This window comes from Streptomyces sp. NBC_01775, assembly GCF_035917675.1.
In the GTDB taxonomy this organism is placed as follows: Bacteria; Actinomycetota; Actinomycetes; order Streptomycetales; family Streptomycetaceae; genus Streptomyces.
The window spans coordinates 5,247,792-5,270,132 of the sequence record NZ_CP109104.1; the positions used below are offsets into that span (position 1 = coordinate 5,247,792).

Here is a 22,341-nt window from a genome sequence, read left to right on the forward strand (position 1 = left end):
GGGGGGTTGGGGGCGGCGCCCCCAAAAAAACGGGAAGGGGCGGGGCCGGGGCCAAAGTCCGCGCGCACGCCAACACACGCAAACGGAGGGACACATGACCAGTACAGGTCTCATCGAGAGCGAGGAACAGCGCGCCTTGCGCAAAGCGGTGGCGGCCCTCGGCGCGCGCTACGGCCGCGACTACTTCGCGCAGGTCGTCAAAGAGGGCAAGCACACCGACGCGCTGTGGGCGGAAGCCGCCGCGCTCGGCTATCTCGGGGTGAGCCTCCCCGAGGAGTACGGAGGCGGCGGCAGCGGAATCCAGGAGCTGGCGATCGTCCTGGAGGAGCTGGGCGCGGCGGGTTGCCCGCTGCTGATGCTGGTGGTGTCACCAGCGATCTGCGGCACCGTCATAGCCCGCTTCGGCACCGACGAGCAGAAGCGCACCTGGCTGCCGGGTCTGGCGGACGGCACGCGCAAGATGGCGTTCGGTATCACCGAGCCCGACGCGGGCTCCAACTCGCACCGGATCACCACCACAGCGCGCCGTGACCCGCAGACGGGCGAGTGGCTGCTCACCGGCCGCAAGGTCTTCATCTCGGGCGTGGACATCGCCGACGCGACGCTGATCGTCGGGCGTACCGAGGACGCGCGGACGGGCAAGCTCAAGCCGTGTCTGTTCCTCGTACCCCGGGACGCTCCCGGCTTCTCGTACAGCCGGATCGACATGGAGCTCGGTGCTCCGGAGAAACAGTTCGAGCTGGTGCTCGATGAGGTGCGGCTGCCCGCCGAGGCGCTGGTGGGGGACGAGGACGCGGGGCTGCTCCAGCTGTTCGCCGGGCTCAATCCGGAGCGGATCATGACGGCCGCCTTCGCGCTGGGCATGGCCCGGTACGCGATCGGGCGGGCGCTGGAGTACGCGCGGACGCGGCAGGTGTGGAAGGAGCCGATCGGCGCGCACCAGGCGATCGCACACCCGCTGGCGCAGGCGCACATCGAGGTCGAGTGCGCCCGGCTGATGACGCAGAAGGCGGCCCGGCTCTACGACGAGGGCGACGACACCGGCGCGGGCGAGGCGGCCAACATGGCCAAGTACGCGGCGGGCGAGGCGTGTGTGAAGGCCGTCGACCAGTCCGTCCACACGCTCGGCGGCAACGGCCTGACCCGCGAGTACGGGCTAGCCGCGATGATCACGGCCTCGCGGGTGGCCCGGATCGCGCCGGTCAGCAGGGAGATGATTCTCAACTACGTCTCCCACCAGACCCTCGGCCTCCCCAAGTCGTACTGATGGGCGGGCCCACGGCGAACGGTGAGGCCATGGAGAACGACAGGGCCACGGAGAACGACGAGTCCATGGAGAACGACGAGGCCAGGGAGGACGGGAAGCCGCCGGTCACGGTCGGCCTCCAGGACGGCGTCCGCACACTCACCCTCGACGCGCCGCACCACCGCAACGCCCTGTCGGCCCGGCTGGTCGCCGCCCTGTACGCCGCGCTGGAGACGGCCGAGGCGGACCCGGAGACCCGGGCCGTGCTGCTCACCCATACGGGTAACACCTTCTGCGCGGGCGCCGACCTGAGCGAGGCGTCCGGAGAGGCGGCACCGGCCGACGCACCGCTCGACGCACCGCTCGCCCTGGCCCGGCTGCTGCGTACGCTCGTCGCCTTCCCCAAGCCGGTCGTGGCCCGGGTGACCGGGCATGTGCGGGCCGGTGGGACGGGGCTGCTGGCGGCCTGTGACATCTCCGTCGCGGGTCCCGGTGCGACCTTCGCGTTCACGGAGGCGCGGATCGGGGTGGCGCCCGCGGTGATCTCCATGCCGGTGCTGCCGCGTATGGACGCGCGCGCCGCGGCGCGCTACTGGCTCACGGGCGAGCGCTTCGGGCCGGAGGAGGCGGCGCGGGTCGGGCTGGTGACGCTGGCGGCCGAGGATCCGGACGAGGCCTTGGCGCCGGTGCTCGACGGGCTGCGGCGCGGCTCGCCGCAGGGACTCATGGAGTCGAAGCGGCTGGTCAGCCGGAAGGTGCTGGAGGCGTTCGACCGGGACACCGGTACGCTCGCTGAGCTGTCGGCGCGGCTGTTCGCGTCGCCGGAGGCCCACGAGGGCATGACGGCTTTCCTCGAACGACGGGATCCCGAATGGGCAGCGCGGCACACGCCCGTGCGGTGAACGCGCGCGGCGCGGCCCCCAAACAGGACCGCAGCCGTGCCACTCGGCAACGGCTGCTGGAGTCGGCGGTGACCTGCCTGGCCGAGCACGGCTGGTCGGGCAGCACCGTCACTGTCGTCGCCGAACACGCGGGCGTCTCGCGGGGCGCGGCGCAGCACCATTTCCCCACCCGTGAGGACCTGTTCACGGCGGCGGTCGAGTACGTCGCCGAGGAGCGCTCGCGCGCGCTGAGCGAGCTGCCGAAGCCGGAGTCGGCGTACGCCGCCGTGGACACGCTGGTCGGGCTCTACACCGGGCCCCTGTTCCGCGCCGCGCTGCACCTGTGGGTCGCGGCGTCCAACGAGCCGCAGCTCGGCCCCCGGGTGACCGCGCTGGAGGCCCGCATCGGGCGGGAGACGCACCGGATGGCCGTGAAACTACTGAGCGTGGACGAGCGCGAGCCCGGCGTGCGCGAGACCGTGCAGGGCCTGCTCGACATGGCGCGCGGCCTGGGCCTGGCCAACTTGCTGACGGACGACAGCCCGCGCCGCGAGCGGGTCGTGGCGCAGTGGGCACGGCTGGTGGAGCGCGGCCTGAACGGCTGAGGCCCCACCTTCAGTACCCCCATCCCCGTGCCCCTGATCAGCTCGTCCCCGCCAGGCCCGCGCGCGCCGCACCGAGGATCTCCTCCGACAGCGGGGAGCCGTTGGTGGCGCGGGCCAGGACGAGTGCGCCGACCATCGTGCACAGCCGGGTGACGCCGTCCTGGTCCTCGGTGGCCAGCCACTCGGCGAAGTCGGACACTCCCTCGGCGTAGACGCGGTGTGCGTCGCGCTCGCCCCCTCCGCGCCGCGCGTCGCGCTCGCCCGCCCCGCGCGCCATGTCGGCGGCCAGTGCGGCGGCGGGGCAGCCCTCTGCCACGTTGTCGCGGTGCTCTGCGGAGAGGTAGACGTCGATCACCGCCTGCTGGGCGGCCTCGCGCTGTCCGGCATGCTGCTCAAGCCCGGCATCGCGGAGCCGGGTCAGCTCCTCGAACGCGTGGGCGGTGGCTTCGTCGATGAGCGCCTCCTTGGAGGCGAACTGCTTGTAGAAGCCGCCGTGGGTCAGGCCGGCCGCCTTCATGAGGTCGGCGACGCTGGCATGCGTTCCCTGTTCCCGGAACAGCCGGGAGGCGGTCTCCACGACCCGCCGGCGGTTCTCCTCCGCCTGCGCCTGCGATACGCGGCCCATCAGCCACCTCCCGTTTGGATGTCGGTTGCCATCTATTCTAGACCCGTGTTTAGATTGTAGTCATAATCTAATTCGGGCAGGCCGCCCGGCGGCGCGCCCGCAACCCTGGGAGCAGGCATGGAACCGATGGAACCGCTGGAACTGAAGGACGCGGTCGCGGTGGTCACCGGCGCCAACCGGGGGCTCGGGCGGCAGCTGGCCACCCAGCTCGTGGAGCGCGGAGCGAAGGTCTACGGGGCGGCCCGCCGCCCCGAGACGGTGGACCTGCCGGGCGTCATCCCCCTGCGGCTGGATGTGACGGACGAGGAGTCGGTCCGGGCCGCGGCACGCACCGCGTCGGACGCGACGCTGCTGGTGAACAACGCGGGCATCTCCACCGCCACACCGCTGATCGCGGGCGGGCTGGACACGGTGCGCCTGGAGATGGAGACGAACTTCTTCGGTCCGCTCACCGTGACGCGGGCCTTCGCCCCCGTCATCGAGGGCAACGGCGGCGGCGCCGTACTCAACATCCTGTCCGTCCTGTCCTGGCTGCACCCCGCCGGCCTCGGGTCCTACGCCGCGACCAAGGCCGCGGCATGGGCGCTGACCGACGCGGCCCGGGAGGAGCTGGCTCCCCACGGCATCACCGTCTCGGCGCTGCACGTCGGATACATGGACACCGACATGGCCGCGGGCGTCCCCGCCGATCAGAAGACCGCACCCGCCGACGTCGCCGCTCAGGCCCTGTACGGCATCGAGACGGGCTCGCCCGAGATCCTCGCCGACGAGGTCACCCGGCACGTCAGGCAGAGCCTGGCCGCTTCGCCGAACGCGGCGTGAGGCCCCCGCCCGTGCCGCCCGGTACGCGACCTCGCTCGTCCCGGTCATCGGGCCGCGCAGCCTCACCCAGCTCGACAGCTACCTGGGCGCTCCCGACGTCCACCTGACGCCGCAGCAGTTCGCCCGCCTGTCCGAAGTCAGCGAGGTGCAGCTCGGCGTTCCCCACGAGGCGATCGCCAGGTCCCTGGACGGCGTCCAGGGAGGCGACGCCGGCCGCGTCGTCCCCCGGCCGCAGCCGGTGGCCTGATACCCGAAGGCCCGAAGCAACGGAGATCGCGTCCTCTCGCGGACGAGAGCCGACGAGAAGCGCCGACGAGAAACCCGGACGAGAAGCGCCGACGAGAAGCGCGACGAGAAACGGAGACGACGATGAAGGCCTTCATGATCGAGCGGTACGGCGACAAGGACGGCGGGCACCTCGCCGAGACGCCCGACCCGCAGGTGGGCGCCGACGACGTCCTGGTCCGGGTCCGCGCGGCGAGCGTCAACCCGCTGGACCTCAAGCTCCGCGAGGGGGAGTTCAAGGCGATCCTCCCGTACCGCCTCCCGCTCGTCCTGGGCAACGACGTCGCCGGGTCGGTGGCCCAGGTGGGGTCGGCGGTCACGCGGTTCGCGGTGGGCGACGAGGTCTACGCGCGGCCCGACAAGGACCGCATCGGGACGTTCGCCGAACTCATCGCCGTCCACCAGGACGACGTGGCGCTCAAACCGGCCACGCTCACCATGGAGGAGGCCGCGTCCCTTCCCCTGGTCGCCCTGACCTCCTGGCAGGCGCTGGTCGAGCGGGCACAGGTGCGGCCAGGCCAGAAGGTCCTCATCCACGCGGGCTCCGGCGGCGTCGGCACCATCGCCGTCCAGCTGGCCAAGCAGCTGGGCGCGCACGTGGCCACCACCGTGAGCACGGCCAAGGCCGACCTGGTCAAGGGGCTCGGCGCGGACGTCGTCGTCGACTACAGACAGCAGGCGTTCGAGACGGTCCTCGACGGCTACGACCTCGTCCTGGACACCCTCGGCGGCGAGACGCTGGAGAAGTCCCTGCGGGTGCTCAAGCCCGGCGGGCAGGTCATCGGCATCGCCGGACCTCCCGACCCGGCCTTCGCCCGCGAGCTGGGCGCGAACGCGATCCTCCGGCTGGCGATGAGCGCGCTGAGCTTCAAGACCCGGCGCCGCGCCAAGCGCCGTGGCGTGACGTACTCGTTCCTGTTCATGAAGGCCGACGGCGACCAGCTGCGCGAACTCACGCCGCTCATCGACGCCGGGAAGATCCGCCCCGTCGTCGACCGAGTCTTCCCGTTCGAGGAGACCCGGGAGGCCATGGAGTACGTCGAGAAGGGCCGCGCGAGGGCCGGCAAGGTCGTCGTCGCGATGGCGTGAGGGCAGGGCCCCCGCAGCCCGACGCCCGCGCGTATCCGGGCTTGAGGTCTTCGAAGGCTTGTCAGGGCCGGCGCCCGCTGGGGGTCTCACTCCCCAGACAGCTCAGCGCCTGCATGGCCTCGCGCTCCAGGCGCGAAAGATCGCAGAGGATGGTGCCTGCCTGTACGAGGCACTGTGCGTCGCCTGATTCACCGGCTTTTGCGATCAGTGCCGCGGCTTCCGTCCACAGGATGGCCGCCTCGGTGTACAGCCCGTGGCCGGTGCGCAGGTGGCTGCTGTCGATCAGTTGGGCGCATTCGGCCAGGAAGTCGCGGTAGAGGTTGCGGAACAGGGCGCCGCCGGTGCCGGCCTTCTCCATCAAGAGGGCAGCTTGCGGCAGGTCCCGCTGTGGGTTGTCGGTGCGCTGGAGCCAGGTGCGTACCAACTTCCCGGCCTTCCCGATGCCTCGGTGGCCGAGGTTGGCGATGGGCGGGTTGAGGAAGGCGTCGGCGCAGGCGGCGATGGCGGGAACGATCTGGTCCCGCGGGGAGGGCGGGTTCCCCGGAGCGGTGAGGGTGAAGGACCGGTGCCTGGCGGTCATCGGCCCACGCGCGGCCCTGGCCCGGGCGAGGCCGGCCAGGCTGGTGGATACCGCTCCGCCTTGCTGGTCGGTGTCCACCAGATAGGCGTCGTGATCGTCATAGCCGTACATGGCGACGACGTGACCGCCGAAGTGCACCTTCGACCCGAAGTAGTCCAGGTGGTAGCTGTCGAGCTGTAGTCCGACGGGTTGGCCGGCGTCGATGAGGGCCGCCACGTTCTCCCATGCCCTGCGGGGGGAGGTGGTCTCCTGGACCAGGAGTTCCATGTTGAGTCCGGTGGCCAGGTTTCTGGTGAGGTCGAAGGGTTTGACCCGTCCCCCGAGGAAGGGGAAATCCATGTTCTTGCTGTCCCAGTAGATGAAGGACAGGCCGGCGCCGAGGCCGAAGAGCATGGGCTCGGACAGGTCGAGTCCTTGGTGCCGAAGCAGCACCCCCAGAGCTGTCGTCTCGCAGTGCTGCGAAGCGCGGGCATCGATGTCGATCACTGTGGTCATGCCGTGCTCTCCTGGACGGGGATGATCAGCCGGGTCATCAGCTCTTCTCGCGGTGCCTCGGCCGGCCCGACGGGACAGGCCTCACATGCGGGCGCTTGGGCGCGCGGTCCGACCGCTGGGCCCGTACGGTACCGCCCGCCGAAGTCCCGTGCCGCCCCTGCCAGTTCATCTGCGTCCACATGGATGTGAACAAGCACGGCTTCTGCTTGTGCGCAGTCTTGACGGTCCTATAAGGCACTTCTAGTGTGACGTGCTGTTCAGCGATCTGGCACACGTTCATGTAGATGAACTAGGGAGCCGCCATGTCCGGGTTGGACTGGGTAGTCGTCGGGGCGTACTTCTTCGTCATGCTCGGCATCGGTCTGTGGGCGTCCAAACGGGTCGACAACGTTGCCGACTTCTTCACCGCACGCGGCCGAATACCCTGGTGGCTGTCCGGCATCTCGCACCACATGTCCGGCTACAGCGCCATCATGTTCGTCACGTTCGCCGCCGTCGCCTACGACTACGGCATCACCGTCTACTTCTGGTGGCCCCTCACGATCGGCATCGGCGTCGGCATCGGGGCCTTTCTCTTCGCTCCCCGCTGGAACAGGCTGCGCGCCAAGCACGGCGTCAACTCCCCGCTGGAATACCTGGCCGTGCGCTACAACCTGCCCACCCAGCAGGTCCTCGCCTACAGCGGCGCGGCGCTCAAGGTCGTCGACATCGCCGCCAAGTGGGTCGCCATCGCCGTCCTGTTGCAGGGCTTCGCCGACCTCCCGCTCGCCTGGGGCATCGGCCTCACCGGCGTGTGCACGATGTTCTACATGGCCTTCGGCGGGCTGTGGGCCGACGTCCTCACCGACCTGGGCCAGTTCATCATCCAGTTCATCGCCGGCATCGCCATGCTCGTGGCCGTCATGGCGCACCTGAGCGGCGTCTCCACGCTCTGGACGATGTGGGGCGACCTGCCCGCCAGCCACAGCGACCCGGTCAACGGGACGGTCACCACCACCTTGATCATGGCGTTCCTGTTGGTGAAGACGTTCGAGTACAACGGCGGCATGTGGAACCTCGCCCAGCGCTACATGGCGGCGCCCTCCGGCTCCCGGGCGAAGAGGTCGGCGCTGCTGTCCAGCGCGCTGTGGATCGTCTGGCCGCTGATCCTCTTCATCCCGATGATCGCGGCGCCGCTGATCGTGCCGGGCCTTGAGAACGGCGAGCAGTCCTACATCAAGCTCGCCCAGGAACTGCTCCCCACCGGCCTGATCGGGCTCCTGCTGGCCGGGTTCTTCTCCCACACGATGGCGATGGTCGCCTCCGACTCCAACGTCATCACCGCCGTCATCACCCGCGACCTCGCCCCGGTGATCGTCCCCAAGGTGCGGGCGCTGGGGGAGAAGCCTCAGCTGCTGTTCGCCCGGATCACCACGGTCGCCTTCGTCACGGTCAGCATGAGCTTCGCGCTCTTCGCCGACCCCAACGGCTTCATCATGACGGTCGTCGTCAGCATCGTCGCCGCCACCATGGGCCCCATCTCCATCCCCCTGATGCTCGGCCTGCTCCCCTGGTTCAAACGCCACGGAGCCTGGGCCGCGATCGGCTCCTGGGCGGGCGGCCTGGCGGTGTGGGCGTACCTGTACTGGGGCGTACCCGACGCGGACGTCACGGAGTCGATGACGGTGGGCTTCCCCCTGCTGACCTCGCTGACGCTGTACGTGGTGATCGGCCTCGTCAAACCCGAGGGCTCGGTCGAGGGCGACGCCCTCGTGGACTCCCTCAACGACGACCCCATCGCCCCGGCCCAGGGGACAGCCCCGGACGCGCCTACGCTGCCGCCGATGGAGGTGCGGTAGGGCTTCCACGGGGTGGCGCCCTCGGGGTGGTGGGTGCCTCGGGATGGGTGTTGCCACCGCCCCGGGGCGCTCACCGCCCCGGGGCGGGTGTGGTGGTGGGCTGGCGGTTCAAGTGCGGTAGTTCTCCTGCTTCTTGATTTCGGCGGTTGCGGGGATGGCGAGGTCCCGTAGGATGCTGCGGGTTTCCTTGACGGTGACGCCGTCGGGAACCGCACGGATTCGGCTTGGACCGCCAGATACCGCGTCCGGGAGGTCCGGCGCTCTACTTCTCACAGCCCAGCGTCCCCGTCGCATGCTTCGCTGCTCGCCTGGCGAGCTTGAGCAGGTCCTTCTCGTGGTCGGTGCCCCGTCGGGCAATGGCTTTGACGTCCAAAGCGTGTTGGCGTCCCGCTCCCGAGGCCGAGCACGGCACATACAGCGTCGCCGCGTGCGGGCCGGTGAAGCCACCTCCGTAGAGCTTCACGCGGTGCCGGTCGGACGGCTGGGCGAGATCGGTTTTCGTGATTTCCTCGGCCCACTCCTGCTGGTCGTCCGAAGTGGAGATGACCGTGAGCTTCACGGCCAACCGGTCGTCGGCCCGCACCTCGCAAGTGAGGAGGGGGATGGCGTTCCCGGTGGACTGCAGGACCGATACCGAGAAGGACTGCGCGCGAGGCACTATGCGGCGCAGCTCCTTCGTGCTGTCGGTGCCGGTAATGAGAGAACAGTCCTTCTGGCTTGTGGACCGGAACGAACTGGGAGGGTCTTCTTCGGTGGCGATCAGCGCGGTCGTCAGCCCTGCGACTACCAGAAGGAGTAGCGCGACGGTGATCATCAGCGCTTTCGTCAAGGAGGGGCGAGTGAGGAGAGATTTCATTATTCGGCCTGCCCAAGGTCGATTTTGGGCAGGGTCTTAACCTGGTCATGGCTCGTCAGCTCGGTACCCATCAGTTCGGCGTCTGAAGCCGCACCGTTGAACCCGTCTGCGCTGCCCGAGCGCACCCAGGTGTCCCATGTGTCTTCACCATATTCCCCCTTGATGAAGTTTCCGTGCCCCATGTCTTTGCCGATTTTTATGTCGTCCGCACTGGCCCGGCTCCAGAATTCACCTGCCATTTTTGCTTTCTCGGCTCCCTCGTTGGGCATATTGTGCATGCCCCATTCGCTAGGGCCGATGAAGAGTCCTCCCCCTGTGACTCCTGAGACGAGCGCGGACGTGACCGGGTTGAGCTTGCTGGCAGCCTTGGCCAAGGCTATCCCGGTGGCGGTCGCGCCTCCTGAGTAACCCCAGGTGCCGGTACGCGTAACCGCTTCTTTGTATTTTTCGTCGTGCTCAAGTCCTTCACTGATCAGTGCTTCTTGCCGGCCGATCGTGAGGGCTCCCGTCACGTATCCCGACTGCCGTGATGCTCGGCTCACCACGTCCTCGGCGCGAAGCCTGGCATCCTTTTCGTCGGACTCGAACCGATCCGACTCCGGAATTTTCGCTTGAAGCTCAGGATCAAGGTGATGCCGGAGAAGCCCTTGAGCGTAATCCTTCTGTCCGGCAAGGATTTCGCCGTACCCTTCGGGTGATTGTCCAAGGGATATCAAGAAACGAGACAAATTTCTCTTGGAATCCCCGTGCTCGCCGAATACGGCGGCATCTCCTGAGATGGGATACATTCGTTGGACAGTCGCCGACTGGTCCCCTTCCAGCCCCCGATAGATATCGGGCATGTATTCACGGGCCATTCGACCAAGATTGCCACCTATGTCCGGTTCTCCCGTGAGGCGGTATGGATGCTCCGATACGGCTTTGACGACGTCCTCCATGATGCGAGCCTGGGTGGGAGTGTGCACCAGCGAGTCAGGTTCCGCCCCGGGAACATGACCGGTCGCGCCGGACTCCAAGGCGTCTGCCAGCGCGTTGCGCCCGGTGTCCCCGCCCCCGGAGTCCGCAATCGTCTCCCACGGACGATCATTGAACAGGTAGTCGAAGTGGGAGTGTCCGCTCTGACCACTTTCGCCGCGTGGGCCTCCGAAGAAGTCGGCGGAAGCATCCGGATTGTGCGAGAGGGCCTCCATCAACCCGATCATCGGGTCCAGACCCGCGTCCTTGTCGCTGCCGGGTCCGAAGTGGATCTGACCGGTCTGGGCGTAGGAGGGCAGGCTGTCCCACGGCAGCACGTTCTTGCGTGACTTGCCGCCCGGACCGGGGTCCTTGACATCTCCGGTGTGCTTCTTCTCGTAGGCGACCAGGGCGTCGCCGTACTTGTTGAGGAAGGCACCGTCGTACGTGCCGTGCCGCATCAGGTTGCTCATGGCCTGGAAGCCGTAGATCGGCTTGTGCTGGGACGTACCCGTGAGGGGCTGGTCGCCGACCCCGATCGCACCCTTTTTCCAGGTGTCCATGTCGCCGCTCTCGGAGCGGGACGCCGTCGCCAGGGTGGTGCCCAGGCCCGTCTCCAACTCGCCCAGCAGCCCCTTCCGGGTGCTTATGGCCTTCGTGTCTGCCCCGTGGCCATCCGCTTTCCACCCGTCGAGATCCATCGCCTTGGCGAAGAACGCGAGTGATTTCTTCGGCCCCATTTCGGTGGCGACTCGTTCCGCGAAGACGGGATCTTTCCCACTGCGCTTCAGCCAGTCGTTGAGGTGGTCGAGCTGGGTGTTGCTCAGCTTGCCCGGGTCCTTGGCGGTGAGCTTGAGGACGACGTCCGCGTCCTTGACGGCCTGACGGGTCTTCTCGAAATCGGTGATGCGGGACGAGAGGAAGTTGTACTTGCCCTTCGCCTCGTGCCGTAGCGATTCCGCAGCGCCCCTATCCGTGGTGTGGGCGGCCTTGAGGACCTTCTCGATGTCCTCGACCACGGCATCGATCTGCTTCTGGGTGGGCTGGGGGTCGGCGCCGTCTCTCGGCTCCACGACGCCGCTCGCTGTGACGTGGACGCTCTTGTCGGCGTTCGCCACCACGTCCGCCAACGCTTCCTTGTGGGCTTTCATCTTGGTGTGCAGCCCGTGCAGGATCGTATGCACGCTCCGGGCCGTCGCCAGCACGTCTCGGAACTCCCCGGCGGTCTTCGTCACGAACTTCTTCGTCACGTCCGCGTTGTTCCCGGACCAATCCGCCCCGCCGGCCTTCTTCGCGAGCCCCGCCGCATTGGTGCCCTGCTTGTGCCCGTCCTCGCCGGCCAGCTTGACCAGGTCATCGACCATGTCCTTCCAGTCGCTGACCGCCTTCTTCAAAGTACCCAACCGCAGGTCGTGGAGCTGGCGGTAGGTGACCATAACATCCCCCTCTGTGCTGTTCCGCGCTATCGGCTCGGCCTCGCCCTACTTGATGTAGTCGTAGATGCGAGAAACGGTCATGGCTTTGCCCGCGGCGTTCTTCATGCCCGTCTGGATGTCGTCTTCGTCCTTTGTGTGCTGCGCCTTGGTGTAGTCGAGATGGTTGGAGATGTGCGCGCACGCTTCTTTGATCGTGCCCAGCTTGGTGTTCCAGGCGTCGTGCAGCGTGGTGAGTGCCGCGCCCGCGTCAAGCCCGTCGTTGAACAGCTGCGTCGCGGCGTCGAAAGTGTTCTGCCGAGCGAGATCCCCCGTCGTGGACAGCTTCTGATGCAGCGAGTAGGCCATGTTCCCGAGCGCCCCCAACTCATCGTCTTGGACGACGAGATCGGCCGCTTTCCCGTTGGGGCCCCCGGTCGGTTTGCCGTTCGCGCCGTCCGGTGGCAGCGCGTGATTCAGTCGCATTCCTACGCGGTCGTCTTCTGCGTGAGCCGACATTGCTCCCCCTCCTGTAACCAGTTGTGGCGAACCGATCACAGGCCCCTACCCAACAGAGCGTGGCTATATCATCACGATTCGCTTGCACCGCGGGTTCCGTCAGTGCGCTCCCAGAGCGGGGCTATGGCGACTCCTCCTTCTGGTGCGGCGGCCGGGGGAGTTGAGGCGGGCGGCTGGGGGAGCGCACATCGGGGCTGTTCAGGCGCGACCGGTGCGGTCGTTCTGGCGGTACGCGGCACAGGCGTAAGGCGGGGCGGGATGCGCTACGCGGCCTTGGCTCCCGTTCTCACGTCGATGGCCGGGCGGGCGGTCGCCCGAGCTGCGCCGTGCCGTACGTCAGGCGCCCCGTCCGCCGTGATCAGGACGGCCGCGGACCGGAAAAGTGCGCTGCCCCCCGGCCACATACCGGGGGGCAGCGCACTTTTCCGCTTCAGGGTGTGGCGTCAGCGGGACGCGTCCCCGCCTGGCCGCGACCAATCAGCGGTAGTAGATCGACATGGGGCTCTTGTCGTCGTCACACCAGACCTCGTTGAACCCGGACTGCTTGGCATACGGCAGCTCCGTGGCCTCGCACTCCGCCTTCGAGGAGTAGTTCTCGGCCCCGACGGGCTGCCAGGCGGCGCCGGGCGGCGGGTCGGCGGACGCGGGTGTGGCGGTGGTCAGCGGAATCGCGACCGCGGCGGCACCAATCGCCAGACCGACACCGATACGGGAACGCCATGACTTCATAAGTCCTCCATGCGGTAAGCCTCTTCGAGATTTCTCGCGCACCGCTCTTCCAAAAAGCCGCCTCGGCCGTGAAACCGCCGGCTCGGTGCGCGTCGTTCAGGACGTTCGATGCGGGCCCCGCGGCGAAAGTTCACGGCGTGGTGAGAATTCATCGCCGGTCCGGGTCGCCCGCCCGGAGGCCGGTTCGAGTGAGGCTTCCGGCCCGTTCACACCGGAAGCTTCAGCTCCGCCCACAGCGTCTTGGTGACCAGGTCGTTCACTCGCTCTCCCCACCGGTCCGCCACCGCGTCCACCAGCACCAGTCCGCGCCCGGACTCCTCCTCGGCGTCCGACGGCGACCGGGGCACCCTCGTCGGCAGCGGCTTGTCCGCGCGAGCGTCGGTGACCTCCACCCGCAGCACTCTCCCCGGCTCCGCCTCGCTCACCGTGAGGCGGAGCCGGAAGTCCCGGCCGACGTTGCCGCAGTGCCGCACCGCGTTCGCCGCCAGCTCGGCCACGATCAGCGCCGCCGAGTGGGCCGTCGTACACCGGAACGGAACCCCGCGCTCGTCCAGCCACTGCGCCGCGAGCAGGCGCGCGAGGCGCGCCCCGCGACGGGTGGAACTGAGCTGCACGGTGAACGTGGCCTGAGCCGCCCCCCGCCCCCGGTGGACCTGGGGTGGCTCAGGCTGGCGAATGCTGGGCGTTTGCGGATTCATGGCGTGACGGTCCCGCTACGCCGCTAGCGTCTGCCAGGTCAGGAGCGCGTGCCCGGCCCACACGTACGTCATCACATGCTTCCTGCGCGGAGTTGTACGGGCCGCACACCGTGACCTCACCACGGCGAACGGCGTTGACGCGAGGGCCATTGAGGCCGCACAAGGACGTGAGAGCGTATGACCGACGCGAACGAGCGCACGCCGACACGGAAGAAGGACGGCAGGGCCGTCCCCTCGTCCCGCACATCGGGCACCACCCACCAGCGCAAACGCGAGGACGACCGCCCCGGCATCTGGATCGCCTACGGCAAGCTGCTGCGTAAGTTCCGCCTGGCGGCGGGGTATTCACAGGAGGCGCTGGCCCCGCTCCTCGGCTACTCGCCGGAGCAGGTCGCCTCCGTCGAGCAGGGCCGCCGCCCGGCGAAGGCCCCCTTCACGGAGGCGGCGGAACGAGTACTGGACGCGGGCGGCGTCCTGGCCACGCTCCAGGAGGATGTGGACTTCGCGAAACTCCCCGCGTTCTTCCGGGACTTCGTCCTGCTGGAGATGGAGGCCGTAAGTCGGTTCGACTACGACCCGCTGCTGGTCCCGGGGCTGTTGCAGACGAACCGCTATGCGCGGGCCCTGTTCGAGGGCCACGTTCCCATGCTTGACGAGGATGCCGTCGAGGACAACGTGGATATTCGCCTGAACAGGCAGAAGATCCTCACCAAGAGCCCGCTCGTCGACTTCTCCTTCGTACTCGGAGAGGCCGCGCTGCGCCAGGAGCTGGGCGGGCCGGACACGATGCGGGAGCAGTACGGCCACCTGCTGGCTCTGAGTGAACTCCGTAACGTGGCCATCCAGGTCGTGCCGATCGGATCCGGCTTTCACACCGGACTCAACGGCGGATTCGTGGTTGTGGAGACCTCGGAGCACCAGCAGTACGGCTACTTCGAGGCGCAAGACATCGGCCATGTCGTGGGTGACGCCAAACAGGTAAGCACCTTCGCTCTGCGGTATGGCAAGCTGCGATCACAGGCGCTGAACGTCGAGAAGTCAGCCGCCTTCATCCAGCAGTTGGCAGGAGAGCGATGACGAACGAGCAGGAGACAGCCCGGCTCCACGAGCTGTCCTGGTTCAAGAGCAGTTACAGCGGCTCCGGCGGCGGCAACTGCGTGGAGGTCGCCCGCGCGGCCGACGCCGTCCATGTCCGTGACTCCAAGGAGCAGCGCGGCCCGGTCCTCTCGGTTCCGCCCCGCCAGTGGGCGGCCTTCATCGAGAGCGTGGCACGGTGACGGCGGGCCCCGGCTCGCACGAGCTGTCCTGGTTCAAGAGCAGTTACAGCGGCTCGGATGGCGGCAACTGCGTAGAGGTCGCCCGCGCAGCTCACGCCGTCCACGTCCGTGACTCCAAGGAACAGCGCGGACCGGTCCTCTCGGTTCCGCCCCGCCAGTGGGCGACCTTCATCGAGAGCGTGGCACGGTGACGGCGGGCCCCGCCTCGCACGAGCTGTCCTGGCACAAGAGCAGCTACAGCGGCCCGGACGGCGGTGACTGTGTGGAGGTCGCGCACACCACGGGTGCGGTGCATGTCCGTGACTCCAAGGAACAGCGCGGCCCGATCCTCTCCGTACCGTCCGGCCAGTGGGCGGCCTTCGTCGCCTTCGCGGGGCGGCGGCTGCGCTGAACCCGAAACAGTTCGGCCCCGCCACAACACGTGGCGGGGCCGAACTGTGCCTGGGCCGGGGAAGGGGCCGGTCAGGCCGCGCGGCGTCTCAGCGCATCCACTCCGAGTAGAAGTTGGGGAGGCCGGGCTGCGGGTTGCTGGTGCAAGTGGCCTCGTGGTACTTGGGGTTCAGCGGCAGGTCGCTCTGCATCTGGTCGTAACAGGCCTGCCAGGAGTCGAAGGACTCGCCACCGACCTCCTGCCAGCCGTCACCGGGCGGCGGGGTGGCCGCGGACGCGGTGGTGGCGGTCAGGGGGATCGCGATCGCTGCGGCAGCCGTGGCGAGACCGAGAACGAGACGAGAGCGCCTGGACTTCATGCTTTCCTCCATCGAACGTCTTGCGTTCTTGCGTACTTCTCACGCACAGCTCTCCTGGAGAGCCGCCACCGCCGAAAGCCGCGGCGCGGTGCGTCGTGCACGAGGTTCGATGCGGGCTCCGGGAACAAGGTTCACGCGAAGCGGGATTCGTGAACCCGGTGCGCCCCGGAGCCGGATGAGGCGGCGCCCCTCGGCCCGCGGACCCGTCCACCTCGCGCGGGCGCCACCAGGGGTCCGTGGCCGTCAGGCAACCATTGATCCCATTGGTTCGTCCTAGCCAGGGTCACGTTCGCCGGAACGGCAGCCCGTTGATGTCTCAACTAAGCGCCTGATGAGGCGAGTTGAGGGCTGCGGGTTCCTTGATGGACACGAAAGGAAGAGGTCCATTAACACGTTGAGACAGTCGGCGGGGGCTCCTCGCTCCCACCACAGCGGCCGACACGTCAAGAGCCTGCGCACCGCCATGGTGGCGGCACTCTCGCTGGGGCTCACAGCCGCCGCCTCGGCCGCCTACGCGGCCCAGCCCTCCCCGCCGCCGGCCGGGCCGGGCGCGGAGGGCGGGAATCACGCCAAGATAATCGGCGGAGGCGAATCGAAGGAGCAGTACTCCTTCATCGCCTCCCTCCAGTACCAGCGCGGTGACGACCCGGACAGCCACCGCTGTGGCGGCGCCCTCATCGCCCAGGACTGGGTCGTGACCGCCGCGCACTGTGTCTCGGAGCCCGGCGAGGCCGGAGAGCCGTACAAGCTGCTGGACCCCTCGAAGTTCCACATGCGGATCGGCTCCAACGACCGCACCACGGGTGGCTCCGCCGTGAAGGTGAAGCAGTTCCAGGTGCACCCGGACTTCATCTACTTCACCTCCGAGAAGGATTACGGCAAGGACATCGCCCTGATCCAGCTCGCCGAGAAGGTCCCCCAGAAGCCGGCCCCCTTCGCCACCGAACTGCCCGCCGAGGGCGACACGGTGAAGACGATGGGCTGGGGATACACCAAGGCGAGCGACGCCGACCCCGCGCTGCTTCCCAAGAAGCTGCGCGAGATCGACCTGAAGGTGCTCAAGCCCACCGCCGAACTGTGCAACAAGGGCGAGAGCGGCACCCTGGAGGGCGACTTCTGCGCCGATGAGGGCGGCAGCGGCGGCACCTGCGGCGGGGACTCCGGCACCCCGGCCGTGCAGAAGGTCAAGGGCCGCTGGCAGGTCACGGGCCTCAACAGCCGCGCGGTCGGGGAGTGCGGCACCTACTCCGACATCTTCACCAGCACCGGTGGATTCGACGACTGGATCAAGAGCGTCATCGGCTGAGGAGCGCCGCCGCGCGCGAGCCGGGGAACGCGCGCGCATCGGTTTCAGCGAGGGCGACGACGAAGCGCCGCCGCGCGCGAGCCGGGGAACGGCCGGCCCGGGCTAGGTGGCCCGGGTGCCAGGCCGGTTCGTCGCGCGGCTCCCCGCGCCCTCGGCCGAGCTCGGCCGGGAGGCGCGGCGGAGGGCCGGTCAGTCCGCGTACCCCTCCACCTCGCGGGGGTCACGAGGGGCAGGCCCCACATACCGGGCAGAGGGCCGCACCAGGCGTCCCGTCCGCTTCTGTTCCAGGATGTGCGCGGACCATCCCGCCGTCCGCGCGCAGGTGAACATCGAGGTGAACATGTGCGCCGGCACCTCGGCGAAGTCCAGCACGATGGCCGCCCAGAACTCGACGTTGGTCTCCAGCACCCGGTCGGGCCGCCGGGCGCGCAGCTCTTCGAGGGCGGCCCGCTCCAGGGCCTGTGCCACCTCGTACCGGGGTGCGTCCAGCTCCTTCGCCGTCCGCCGCAGCACGCGCGCCCGCGGGTCCTCCGCGCGGTAGACCCGGTGGCCGAAGCCCATCAGGCGCTCGCCGCGGTCCAGCTGCCGGCGTACGTACCCGGCGGCATCGCCGGTCCGCTCGATCTCCTCGATCATCCCGAGCACCCGCGAGGGCGCGCCCCCGTGCAGCGGGCCGGACATCGCGCCGACGGCGCCGGAGAGCGAGGCGGCCACATCGGCGCCGGTGGAGGCGATGACGCGCGCGGTGAACGTCGAGGCGTTCATGCCGTGTTCCGCCGCCGAGGTCCAGTACGCGTCGACGGCCGCGATGTGCTTGGGGTCGGGCTCGCCGCGCCAGCGCCGCATGAAGCGCTCGACGACGGTGTCCGCCTTGTCGATCTCCTTCTGCGGCACCATGGGCAGGCCCTGCCCGCGTGCGGATTGCGCGACGTAGGAGAGCGCCATGACGGCGGCGCGGGCCAGGTCGTCACGCGCTGTGGACTCGTCGATGTCGAGCAGCGGTTTGAGGCCCCAGACGGGCGCCAGCATGGCCAGCGCCGACTGGACGTCGACCCGGATGTCGCCGGAGTGCACCGGGATGGGGAACGGCTCGGCGGGCGGCAGCCCCGGGTTGAAGCCACCGTCCACCAGCAGGCCCCACACGTTCCCGAAGGACACGTGACCGACCAGGTCCTCGATGTCCACGCCGCGGTAGCGGAGCGAGCCGCCTTCCTTGTCGGGTTCGGCGATCTCCGTCTCGAACGCGACGACCCCTTCGAGTCCGGGTACGAAGTCGGACATCTGGCGGCTCCCTCATGAAAGCGCCGCCAGAGCTGTGCTGACGGCGAAACGGCCTGCTGCTGCGGACTGCGGAACGGCTGCGGACTGCGGAAAGGCTGTGGAACGGCTGCGGAAAAGGCTGTCGAACGGCTGCGGAACGGATCTGGTGCCGGGGGTGGGACGGAACGGTTCACCTGCCGCGCCCCGCGGCTAGAGGACCGGGCCGTCATCTCGGTCATGCCCGGCCCGGCGGATGGTCACGCTCCGTTGTGCCGTGGCGGACACCCGTGCCGGACGGAGCGGCAACGATAGCTTCCGATGTCCGGATGCCACAGCTCCCCGCCCGGAATTCTGGCCGTTCCGGCACCTGCGCGACAGCGTGAGATGAGGCACAGGGGGCGATTCCGGACCCCCAGGTGTGCGGAGGGTGTCCGGCGGGCAGACTGTCCGACCGCGGGCCCGGCCGATGCTGCAAGATAGCGGCGTGCCACACGCTGACGATGACGCCGCCGCCCGTACCTCCCGCCGTACGACCGCGAGTTCGACCGCCACACCCGCGCGCACGGCGACCACCCTCGACCCCGCCGCGATGCGCGCGCACTACCGCGCCGAGGGCCTCTCCGAGCAGCACCTGGAGCCCGGCCCGTTCGCGCAGTTCTCGCTCTGGTTCGCCCAGGCCGAGGCCAGCGGGCTGCACGAGCCCAACGCCATGATCGTCTCCACCGCCGACGAGCGGGGCCGCCCCAGCTCCCGCACCGTCCTGCTGAAGCGCTACGACGAGCAGGGCTTCGTGTTCTTCACCAACTACGGCTCCCGCAAGGGGCGCGAGCTGGAGGCGAACCCGTATATCTCCCTGCTCTTCCCCTGGCACGGCATCGCCCGCCAAGTGATCATCTCCGGCACGGCCGAGCGCACGGGCCGGGACGAGACGGCCGCCTACTTCCGCACCCGCCCGCACGGCTCCCAGCTGGGTGCCTGGGCGAGTGAGCAGTCCTCCCGCGTGGCCTCCAGGGAGGAGCTGGACCGGATGTACGCGCAGCTCGCGGCCCGCTATCCGGAGGGTGAGGACGTCCCGGCTCCCGCCCAGTGGGGCGGCTACCGCGTGCGCCCGGAGACGGTCGAGTTCTGGCAGGGCAGGGAGAACAGGCTGCACGACAGGCTGCGCTTTACCCGTACGGAGGACGACGGCTGGGAGGTGGAGCGGCTCTGCCCCTGAGCGGGACCCCTGGAGCCGTGGGCCCGTGGGCCCGTGGAGCCGTGGAGCCCCGGAGCCCGAGGGGCATCCGGGCAGCAGAACGGCCCGTGGGCTGCTCCCTCCGCCCCCAGCCTTCGGCTGGGAGGTACCCCAAAGGGCGGAGGGCGCCGGTCGGACGAGTCCGACGAGCCCACGGGCCGGGTGACTGCTTGGATTGGCCGGCGAGCCGGCGTCACGCTGTGGCGTCGGCCCTAGGCCGCAGCCACCTCACACGTCCGGTGATTGATCATCAGCCGGATCACCTCCTTTCCTGTGTGCCCCACACGCTAGGCACAGCTGTGGACCCGGGCAAACGAATTTCGGGGCGACAACGATTTTCCCGAATCCGGTGTGCGCTCGGTCACGTTCGAGTTGAATGATCCGTACATACGCGGTGGCGTTCCGCAACGGCAGCATGGGCAGGGGGTGCCGAGGTGGCGGCTCGATCGAAGACACACTCAGCGTCGTCCTCCGACGGTGACGACGGCGGGCCGGACGACGAACTCCTTCTCGCCGCCCTGCTGGACGGCATGGACGCCGCGCTGTGCGCCTTCGACGCCGACGGCGTGGTCACGCACTGGAACCGCGAGGCGGAGCGGATGCTCGGCTGGACGCAGGAGGAGGCCGTCGGCCGCCAGGGCCTGGCGGGCTGGGCGGTGCGCGCGGCGGACGCCGAGGAGGTCGAGGGCCGCCTCATGGGCGCGATGCGCGGCCCCGGGCGCCAGGTGCACGAGTTCGCGCTGCTGACCAAGGACGGCGGGCGCGTGCTGGTGCGCATCCAGTCCTCCGGAGTGACCGGCGCCGACGGCCGCGCCAAGGGCGTCTACTGCGCCTTCAGCGAGGTGCACGCCCAGATCGACCTGGAGCGCTCCATCGCCCTGAGCGAGGCCCTTCTGGAGGACGCCTCCTGGGGTGTGGTCCTGGTCGACGCCGACCTGCGCCCCACCGTCGCCAACGCCTACGCGGCGCGCGCCTTCCACGTCCCCGCCCGCGCCGCCATGCTGGGCCGCCCGCTCGGCGAGCTGCTGGAGCAGGGCATGGAGGAGCTGGAGGGCGCTCTCCAGCACGTGCTCGGCGAGGGCGCGCCCCCTGCCCCTGCCGAGATCTGGGTGACGCTGCGCGGGTATCCGGACGAGCAGGAGGACGCCGCGGCATCCGGTGGCGCGGGAGCGTCCGGCGGCGCCGGAGCGACCGGAACCGGCGGGACGAGCCCGGAGGAGCCGGACTCGGCGCGCCGCTGCTGCTGGCGCAGCGGCTTCCTGCGGCTGGCCTCGCCCCTGGCCGAGGAGCCCGTGCCCCTGGGCGTCGCGTGGCTCTTCCAGGACATCACCGCGAGCAAGCGGTCCGAGCGCGACGCGGCGCGGCTGCGCTTCCGCGACAGCCAGCTCCACCGCGCGACCCGGGCCGCGGGGGAGTGCGAGGACCCCATGGACGCGGCGCTGATCCACCTGGAGTTCGCCCTCGCGGGCTTCGCCGACCACGCGCTGCTCGACCTCGCGGTCGACCCGGGCCCCGAGCCCGTCCCCGAGCTGGACACCTCGCTGGATGCCCTGCCGTCCGTGGAGCCGCGCCTGGTGCGGGCCGCGCTGACGCCCGCCTCCCGGGGCCGCCCGCCCCTGATCGAGGCGAACGCGGAAAGCGGGATTCCGGTGGCCTACGCGGAGGGCCATCCGGCGCTCCAGGCGTACCAGCGGTGCACCTCCGTACGCGCCAGCGGCAGCGGTCCCGGGGCTCCGGAGGACTGGGCGCGGACCCGCAAGTGGCCCCAGGGCACGGTGCACGGGCTGTGCACCGTGCTGCGCAGCCGGGGGCGCTCGCTGGGGGTGGTCACCTTCCTGCGGGACGCGGGCGGGCATCCCTTCGACCGCACCGACGCGGTCTACGCGGAGGAGATCGCCGCGCACGTGGCCTCTGCGGTCGACCTGGCGAACGCACTGGCGAAGTGACCGATTCCGACCGGATTCCCCGCTGTTCCGACAGCTCGGCCGTAGAAGCGGGCTCATCAGCGGGCGGGTCGGCTCAGCGGTAGAAGATCCGGTCCGCGTACTCCTCCATCACGCGCGCGTTCCAGTCGTGCCCGCCGTCCACGTTGCCCGAGCGCAGCATCGGAGGCTCGATCCCCCGGCGCACCAGCTCGCCCGTGGCCGAGGCCACGACGGCCTGCATCAGCGCGCTGGTGACGACCGTGGAGGCGGGCGCGAAGGGGGCGTCCACGCCCTCCGCGCTCAGTTCGGCGTCCCCGACGGGGATCCTGCTGTCGATGACGACGTCGCAGTGGTCCTTGAGGAAGGTGCCTGTGGTGTGCCGGGAGCGGGTGTCCTTGGCGTAGCCGACGGAGGTGACACCGACCACCTTGATGCCGAGCGCCCGCGCGTGCGTCGCCAGCTCGACGGGCAGCGGGTTGCGCCCGGACAGGGAGATGACGATCAGCACGTCGCCCGCGCGCGCCGGGCTGGAGTCCAGCGCGGCGCCCGCCAGCCCGTCGACCCGCTCCAGGGCGCTGCCCAAGGTGGCGGGGCGGACGTCGACTCCGGTGAGGCCCGGAATGTTGAGGAGGTTCATCAGGGCGAGCCCGCCGGCGCGGTAGACGGTGTCCTGGGCGGGCAAGGAGGAGTGGCCCGCGCCGAAGACGAAGATCCGGCCGCCCTCGGCGACGGTCTGCGCGAGCAGCGCGCCGGCCGCCTCGACGTTCTCCGTCTCGCCGTCCCTCACCTGCCGAAGCAGTCCGATGGCAGCGTCGAAGAAGTCCTCCGCCAGCTTCCTGTCACTCATCGCCCGGCCCCTCGCGTCGTTGCGGAAAACGGTCCCGTCCCGTGTACGGCGATCACGTTGAGGTCTGGACCTTTCCTCTGTCAACACCGTGTGCCCACGGGCCGTGACA

23 protein-coding genes are annotated in these 22,341 nt (G+C 69.4%); 13 read left to right on the plus strand and 10 right to left on the minus strand.

What is annotated here, in order from left to right:
* Positions 1-94 precede the first annotated feature (94 nt).
* The 3 genes from OHB04_RS23480 (at position 95) to OHB04_RS23490 (ending at position 2,732) form a co-directional block, all read left to right on the plus strand.
* Entirely contained in the window at positions 95-1,267 is a 1,173-nt protein-coding gene (locus tag OHB04_RS23480; protein ID WP_326689627.1) for an acyl-CoA dehydrogenase family protein, read from the plus strand.
* 65 nt (positions 1,268-1,332) lie between these two features.
* Positions 1,333-2,148, plus strand: a complete 816-nt coding sequence (locus tag OHB04_RS23485) for an enoyl-CoA hydratase family protein (RefSeq protein ID WP_326809505.1) — start codon at positions 1,333-1,335, stop codon at positions 2,146-2,148.
* Positions 2,118-2,732, plus strand: a complete 615-nt coding sequence (locus tag OHB04_RS23490) for a TetR/AcrR family transcriptional regulator (protein ID WP_326689628.1) — start codon at positions 2,118-2,120, stop codon at positions 2,730-2,732. Before OHB04_RS23485 ends, OHB04_RS23490 begins: the two co-directional genes overlap by 31 nt.
* Before the next feature lie 37 nt (positions 2,733-2,769).
* Here OHB04_RS23490 and OHB04_RS23495 read toward each other — a convergent pair whose 3' ends face one another.
* Complete coding sequence (locus OHB04_RS23495; protein WP_326689629.1) at positions 2,770-3,357, minus strand: TetR family transcriptional regulator; 588 nt, start codon at positions 3,355-3,357, stop codon at positions 2,770-2,772.
* Between the two features lie 135 nt (positions 3,358-3,492).
* Between OHB04_RS23495 and OHB04_RS23500 the strand changes: the two genes are divergently transcribed.
* Both OHB04_RS23500 and OHB04_RS23505 read left to right on the plus strand, forming a co-directional pair.
* A complete protein-coding gene (locus tag OHB04_RS23500; protein WP_326692862.1) occupies positions 3,493-4,179 on the plus strand; it encodes an SDR family oxidoreductase in 687 nt (228 codons plus the stop codon).
* Positions 4,180-4,548: 369 nt separating this feature from the next.
* Entirely contained in the window at positions 4,549-5,553 is a 1,005-nt protein-coding gene (locus OHB04_RS23505; RefSeq protein ID WP_326689630.1) for an NADP-dependent oxidoreductase, read from the plus strand.
* Positions 5,554-5,614: 61 nt separating this feature from the next.
* On the opposite strand, the gene OHB04_RS23510 is transcribed toward OHB04_RS23505, so the two are convergent.
* Positions 5,615-6,628, minus strand: a complete 1,014-nt coding sequence (locus tag OHB04_RS23510) for a BtrH N-terminal domain-containing protein (protein ID WP_326689631.1) — start codon at positions 6,626-6,628, stop codon at positions 5,615-5,617.
* Between the two features lie 302 nt (positions 6,629-6,930).
* Between OHB04_RS23510 and OHB04_RS23515 the strand changes: the two genes are divergently transcribed.
* On the plus strand, positions 6,931-8,466 hold the full coding sequence (locus OHB04_RS23515; RefSeq protein WP_326689632.1) for a sodium:solute symporter family protein: 1,536 nt from the start codon (positions 6,931-6,933) through the stop codon (positions 8,464-8,466).
* A gap of 262 nt (positions 8,467-8,728) precedes the next feature.
* On the opposite strand, the gene OHB04_RS23520 is transcribed toward OHB04_RS23515, so the two are convergent.
* From OHB04_RS23520 to OHB04_RS23540, 5 genes are all read right to left on the minus strand, one after another.
* Positions 8,729-9,280: a hypothetical protein gene (locus OHB04_RS23520; RefSeq protein ID WP_326689633.1), complete on the minus strand. Its 552-nt coding sequence runs from the start codon at positions 9,278-9,280 to the stop codon at positions 8,729-8,731.
* A 41-nt stretch (positions 9,281-9,321) separates the two neighbouring features.
* A complete protein-coding gene (locus OHB04_RS23525; protein ID WP_326689634.1) occupies positions 9,322-11,712 on the minus strand; it encodes a DUF6571 family protein in 2,391 nt (796 codons plus the stop codon).
* Between the two features lie 45 nt (positions 11,713-11,757).
* Positions 11,758-12,207, minus strand: coding sequence for a hypothetical protein (locus OHB04_RS23530; RefSeq protein ID WP_405804196.1), 450 nt, complete (start codon positions 12,205-12,207; stop codon positions 11,758-11,760).
* A gap of 477 nt (positions 12,208-12,684) precedes the next feature.
* Positions 12,685-12,936: a hypothetical protein gene (locus OHB04_RS23535; RefSeq protein WP_326689635.1), complete on the minus strand. Its 252-nt coding sequence runs from the start codon at positions 12,934-12,936 to the stop codon at positions 12,685-12,687.
* A gap of 206 nt (positions 12,937-13,142) precedes the next feature.
* Positions 13,143-13,550, minus strand: coding sequence for an ATP-binding protein (locus OHB04_RS23540; RefSeq protein WP_326689636.1), 408 nt, complete (start codon positions 13,548-13,550; stop codon positions 13,143-13,145).
* Between the two features lie 261 nt (positions 13,551-13,811).
* Between OHB04_RS23540 and OHB04_RS23545 the strand changes: the two genes are divergently transcribed.
* From OHB04_RS23545 to OHB04_RS23560, 4 genes are read left to right on the plus strand one after another with little or no spacing between them, the layout of a single operon-like run.
* Entirely contained in the window at positions 13,812-14,711 is a 900-nt protein-coding gene (locus OHB04_RS23545; RefSeq protein ID WP_326808228.1) for a helix-turn-helix domain-containing protein, read from the plus strand.
* Complete coding sequence (locus tag OHB04_RS23550; protein WP_326808229.1) at positions 14,708-14,911, plus strand: DUF397 domain-containing protein; 204 nt, start codon at positions 14,708-14,710, stop codon at positions 14,909-14,911. Before OHB04_RS23545 ends, OHB04_RS23550 begins: the two co-directional genes overlap by 4 nt.
* The gene (locus OHB04_RS23555; protein WP_326808230.1) at positions 14,908-15,102 is read left to right on the plus strand and encodes a DUF397 domain-containing protein; all 195 of its coding nucleotides are present in this window, start codon (positions 14,908-14,910) and stop codon (positions 15,100-15,102) included. The genes OHB04_RS23550 and OHB04_RS23555 overlap by 4 nt, the downstream gene beginning before the upstream one ends.
* Positions 15,099-15,302, plus strand: a complete 204-nt coding sequence (locus OHB04_RS23560; RefSeq protein ID WP_326808231.1) for a DUF397 domain-containing protein — start codon at positions 15,099-15,101, stop codon at positions 15,300-15,302. Before OHB04_RS23555 ends, OHB04_RS23560 begins: the two co-directional genes overlap by 4 nt.
* Before the next feature lie 88 nt (positions 15,303-15,390).
* On the opposite strand, the gene OHB04_RS23565 is transcribed toward OHB04_RS23560, so the two are convergent.
* The gene (locus tag OHB04_RS23565; protein ID WP_326689641.1) at positions 15,391-15,660 is read right to left on the minus strand and encodes a hypothetical protein; all 270 of its coding nucleotides are present in this window, start codon (positions 15,658-15,660) and stop codon (positions 15,391-15,393) included.
* A 394-nt stretch (positions 15,661-16,054) separates the two neighbouring features.
* Here OHB04_RS23565 and OHB04_RS23570 point away from each other — a divergent pair, with 394 nt between their 5' ends.
* Entirely contained in the window at positions 16,055-16,966 is a 912-nt protein-coding gene (locus tag OHB04_RS23570) for a S1 family peptidase (protein ID WP_326808232.1), read from the plus strand.
* A gap of 189 nt (positions 16,967-17,155) precedes the next feature.
* Here the strand turns inward: OHB04_RS23570 and OHB04_RS23575 are convergent, their stop codons facing one another.
* Complete coding sequence (locus OHB04_RS23575) at positions 17,156-18,247, minus strand: citrate synthase 2 (RefSeq protein WP_326689643.1); 1,092 nt, start codon at positions 18,245-18,247, stop codon at positions 17,156-17,158.
* 568 nt (positions 18,248-18,815) lie between these two features.
* Between OHB04_RS23575 and pdxH the strand changes: the two genes are divergently transcribed.
* Both pdxH and OHB04_RS23585 read left to right on the plus strand, forming a co-directional pair.
* Complete coding sequence (gene pdxH / locus OHB04_RS23580) at positions 18,816-19,442, plus strand: pyridoxamine 5'-phosphate oxidase (protein WP_326692864.1); 627 nt, start codon at positions 18,816-18,818, stop codon at positions 19,440-19,442.
* 452 nt (positions 19,443-19,894) lie between these two features.
* On the plus strand, positions 19,895-21,406 hold the full coding sequence (locus OHB04_RS23585; RefSeq protein WP_326689644.1) for a PAS domain-containing protein: 1,512 nt from the start codon (positions 19,895-19,897) through the stop codon (positions 21,404-21,406).
* 73 nt (positions 21,407-21,479) lie between these two features.
* On the opposite strand, the gene OHB04_RS23590 is transcribed toward OHB04_RS23585, so the two are convergent.
* Entirely contained in the window at positions 21,480-22,232 is a 753-nt protein-coding gene (locus OHB04_RS23590; protein WP_326689645.1) for an SIS domain-containing protein, read from the minus strand.
* Positions 22,233-22,341 lie beyond the last annotated feature (109 nt).

Excerpts from the sequence above, each read along its gene's own strand:
- OHB04_RS23485 (WP_326809505.1), top strand. The coding sequence starts at position 1,333 with ATGGAGAACGACGAGGCCAGGGAGGACGGGAAGCCGCCGGTCACGGTC.
- OHB04_RS23530 (WP_405804196.1), bottom strand. The coding sequence starts at position 12,207 with ATGTCGGCTCACGCAGAAGACGACCGCGTAGGAATGCGACTGAATCAC.
- OHB04_RS23505 (WP_326689630.1), top strand. The coding sequence starts at position 4,549 with ATGAAGGCCTTCATGATCGAGCGGTACGGCGACAAGGACGGCGGGCAC.
- OHB04_RS23520 (WP_326689633.1), bottom strand. The coding sequence starts at position 9,280 with ATGATCACCGTCGCGCTACTCCTTCTGGTAGTCGCAGGGCTGACGACC.
- OHB04_RS23565 (WP_326689641.1), bottom strand. The coding sequence starts at position 15,660 with ATGAAGTCCAGGCGCTCTCGTCTCGTTCTCGGTCTCGCCACGGCTGCC.
- OHB04_RS23525 (WP_326689634.1), bottom strand. The coding sequence starts at position 11,712 with ATGGTCACCTACCGCCAGCTCCACGACCTGCGGTTGGGTACTTTGAAG.
- OHB04_RS23490 (WP_326689628.1), top strand. The coding sequence starts at position 2,118 with ATGGGCAGCGCGGCACACGCCCGTGCGGTGAACGCGCGCGGCGCGGCC.
- OHB04_RS23535 (WP_326689635.1), bottom strand. The coding sequence starts at position 12,936 with ATGAAGTCATGGCGTTCCCGTATCGGTGTCGGTCTGGCGATTGGTGCC.
- OHB04_RS23480 (WP_326689627.1), top strand. The coding sequence starts at position 95 with ATGACCAGTACAGGTCTCATCGAGAGCGAGGAACAGCGCGCCTTGCGC.
- OHB04_RS23550 (WP_326808229.1), top strand. The coding sequence starts at position 14,708 with ATGACGAACGAGCAGGAGACAGCCCGGCTCCACGAGCTGTCCTGGTTC.
- OHB04_RS23495 (WP_326689629.1), bottom strand. The coding sequence starts at position 3,357 with ATGGGCCGCGTATCGCAGGCGCAGGCGGAGGAGAACCGCCGGCGGGTC.
- OHB04_RS23510 (WP_326689631.1), bottom strand. The coding sequence starts at position 6,628 with ATGACCACAGTGATCGACATCGATGCCCGCGCTTCGCAGCACTGCGAG.
- OHB04_RS23545 (WP_326808228.1), top strand. The coding sequence starts at position 13,812 with ATGACCGACGCGAACGAGCGCACGCCGACACGGAAGAAGGACGGCAGG.
- OHB04_RS23590 (WP_326689645.1), bottom strand. The coding sequence starts at position 22,232 with ATGAGTGACAGGAAGCTGGCGGAGGACTTCTTCGACGCTGCCATCGGA.
- pdxH (WP_326692864.1), top strand. The coding sequence starts at position 18,816 with ATGCGCGCGCACTACCGCGCCGAGGGCCTCTCCGAGCAGCACCTGGAG.
- OHB04_RS23575 (WP_326689643.1), bottom strand. The coding sequence starts at position 18,247 with ATGTCCGACTTCGTACCCGGACTCGAAGGGGTCGTCGCGTTCGAGACG.
- OHB04_RS23515 (WP_326689632.1), top strand. The coding sequence starts at position 6,931 with ATGTCCGGGTTGGACTGGGTAGTCGTCGGGGCGTACTTCTTCGTCATG.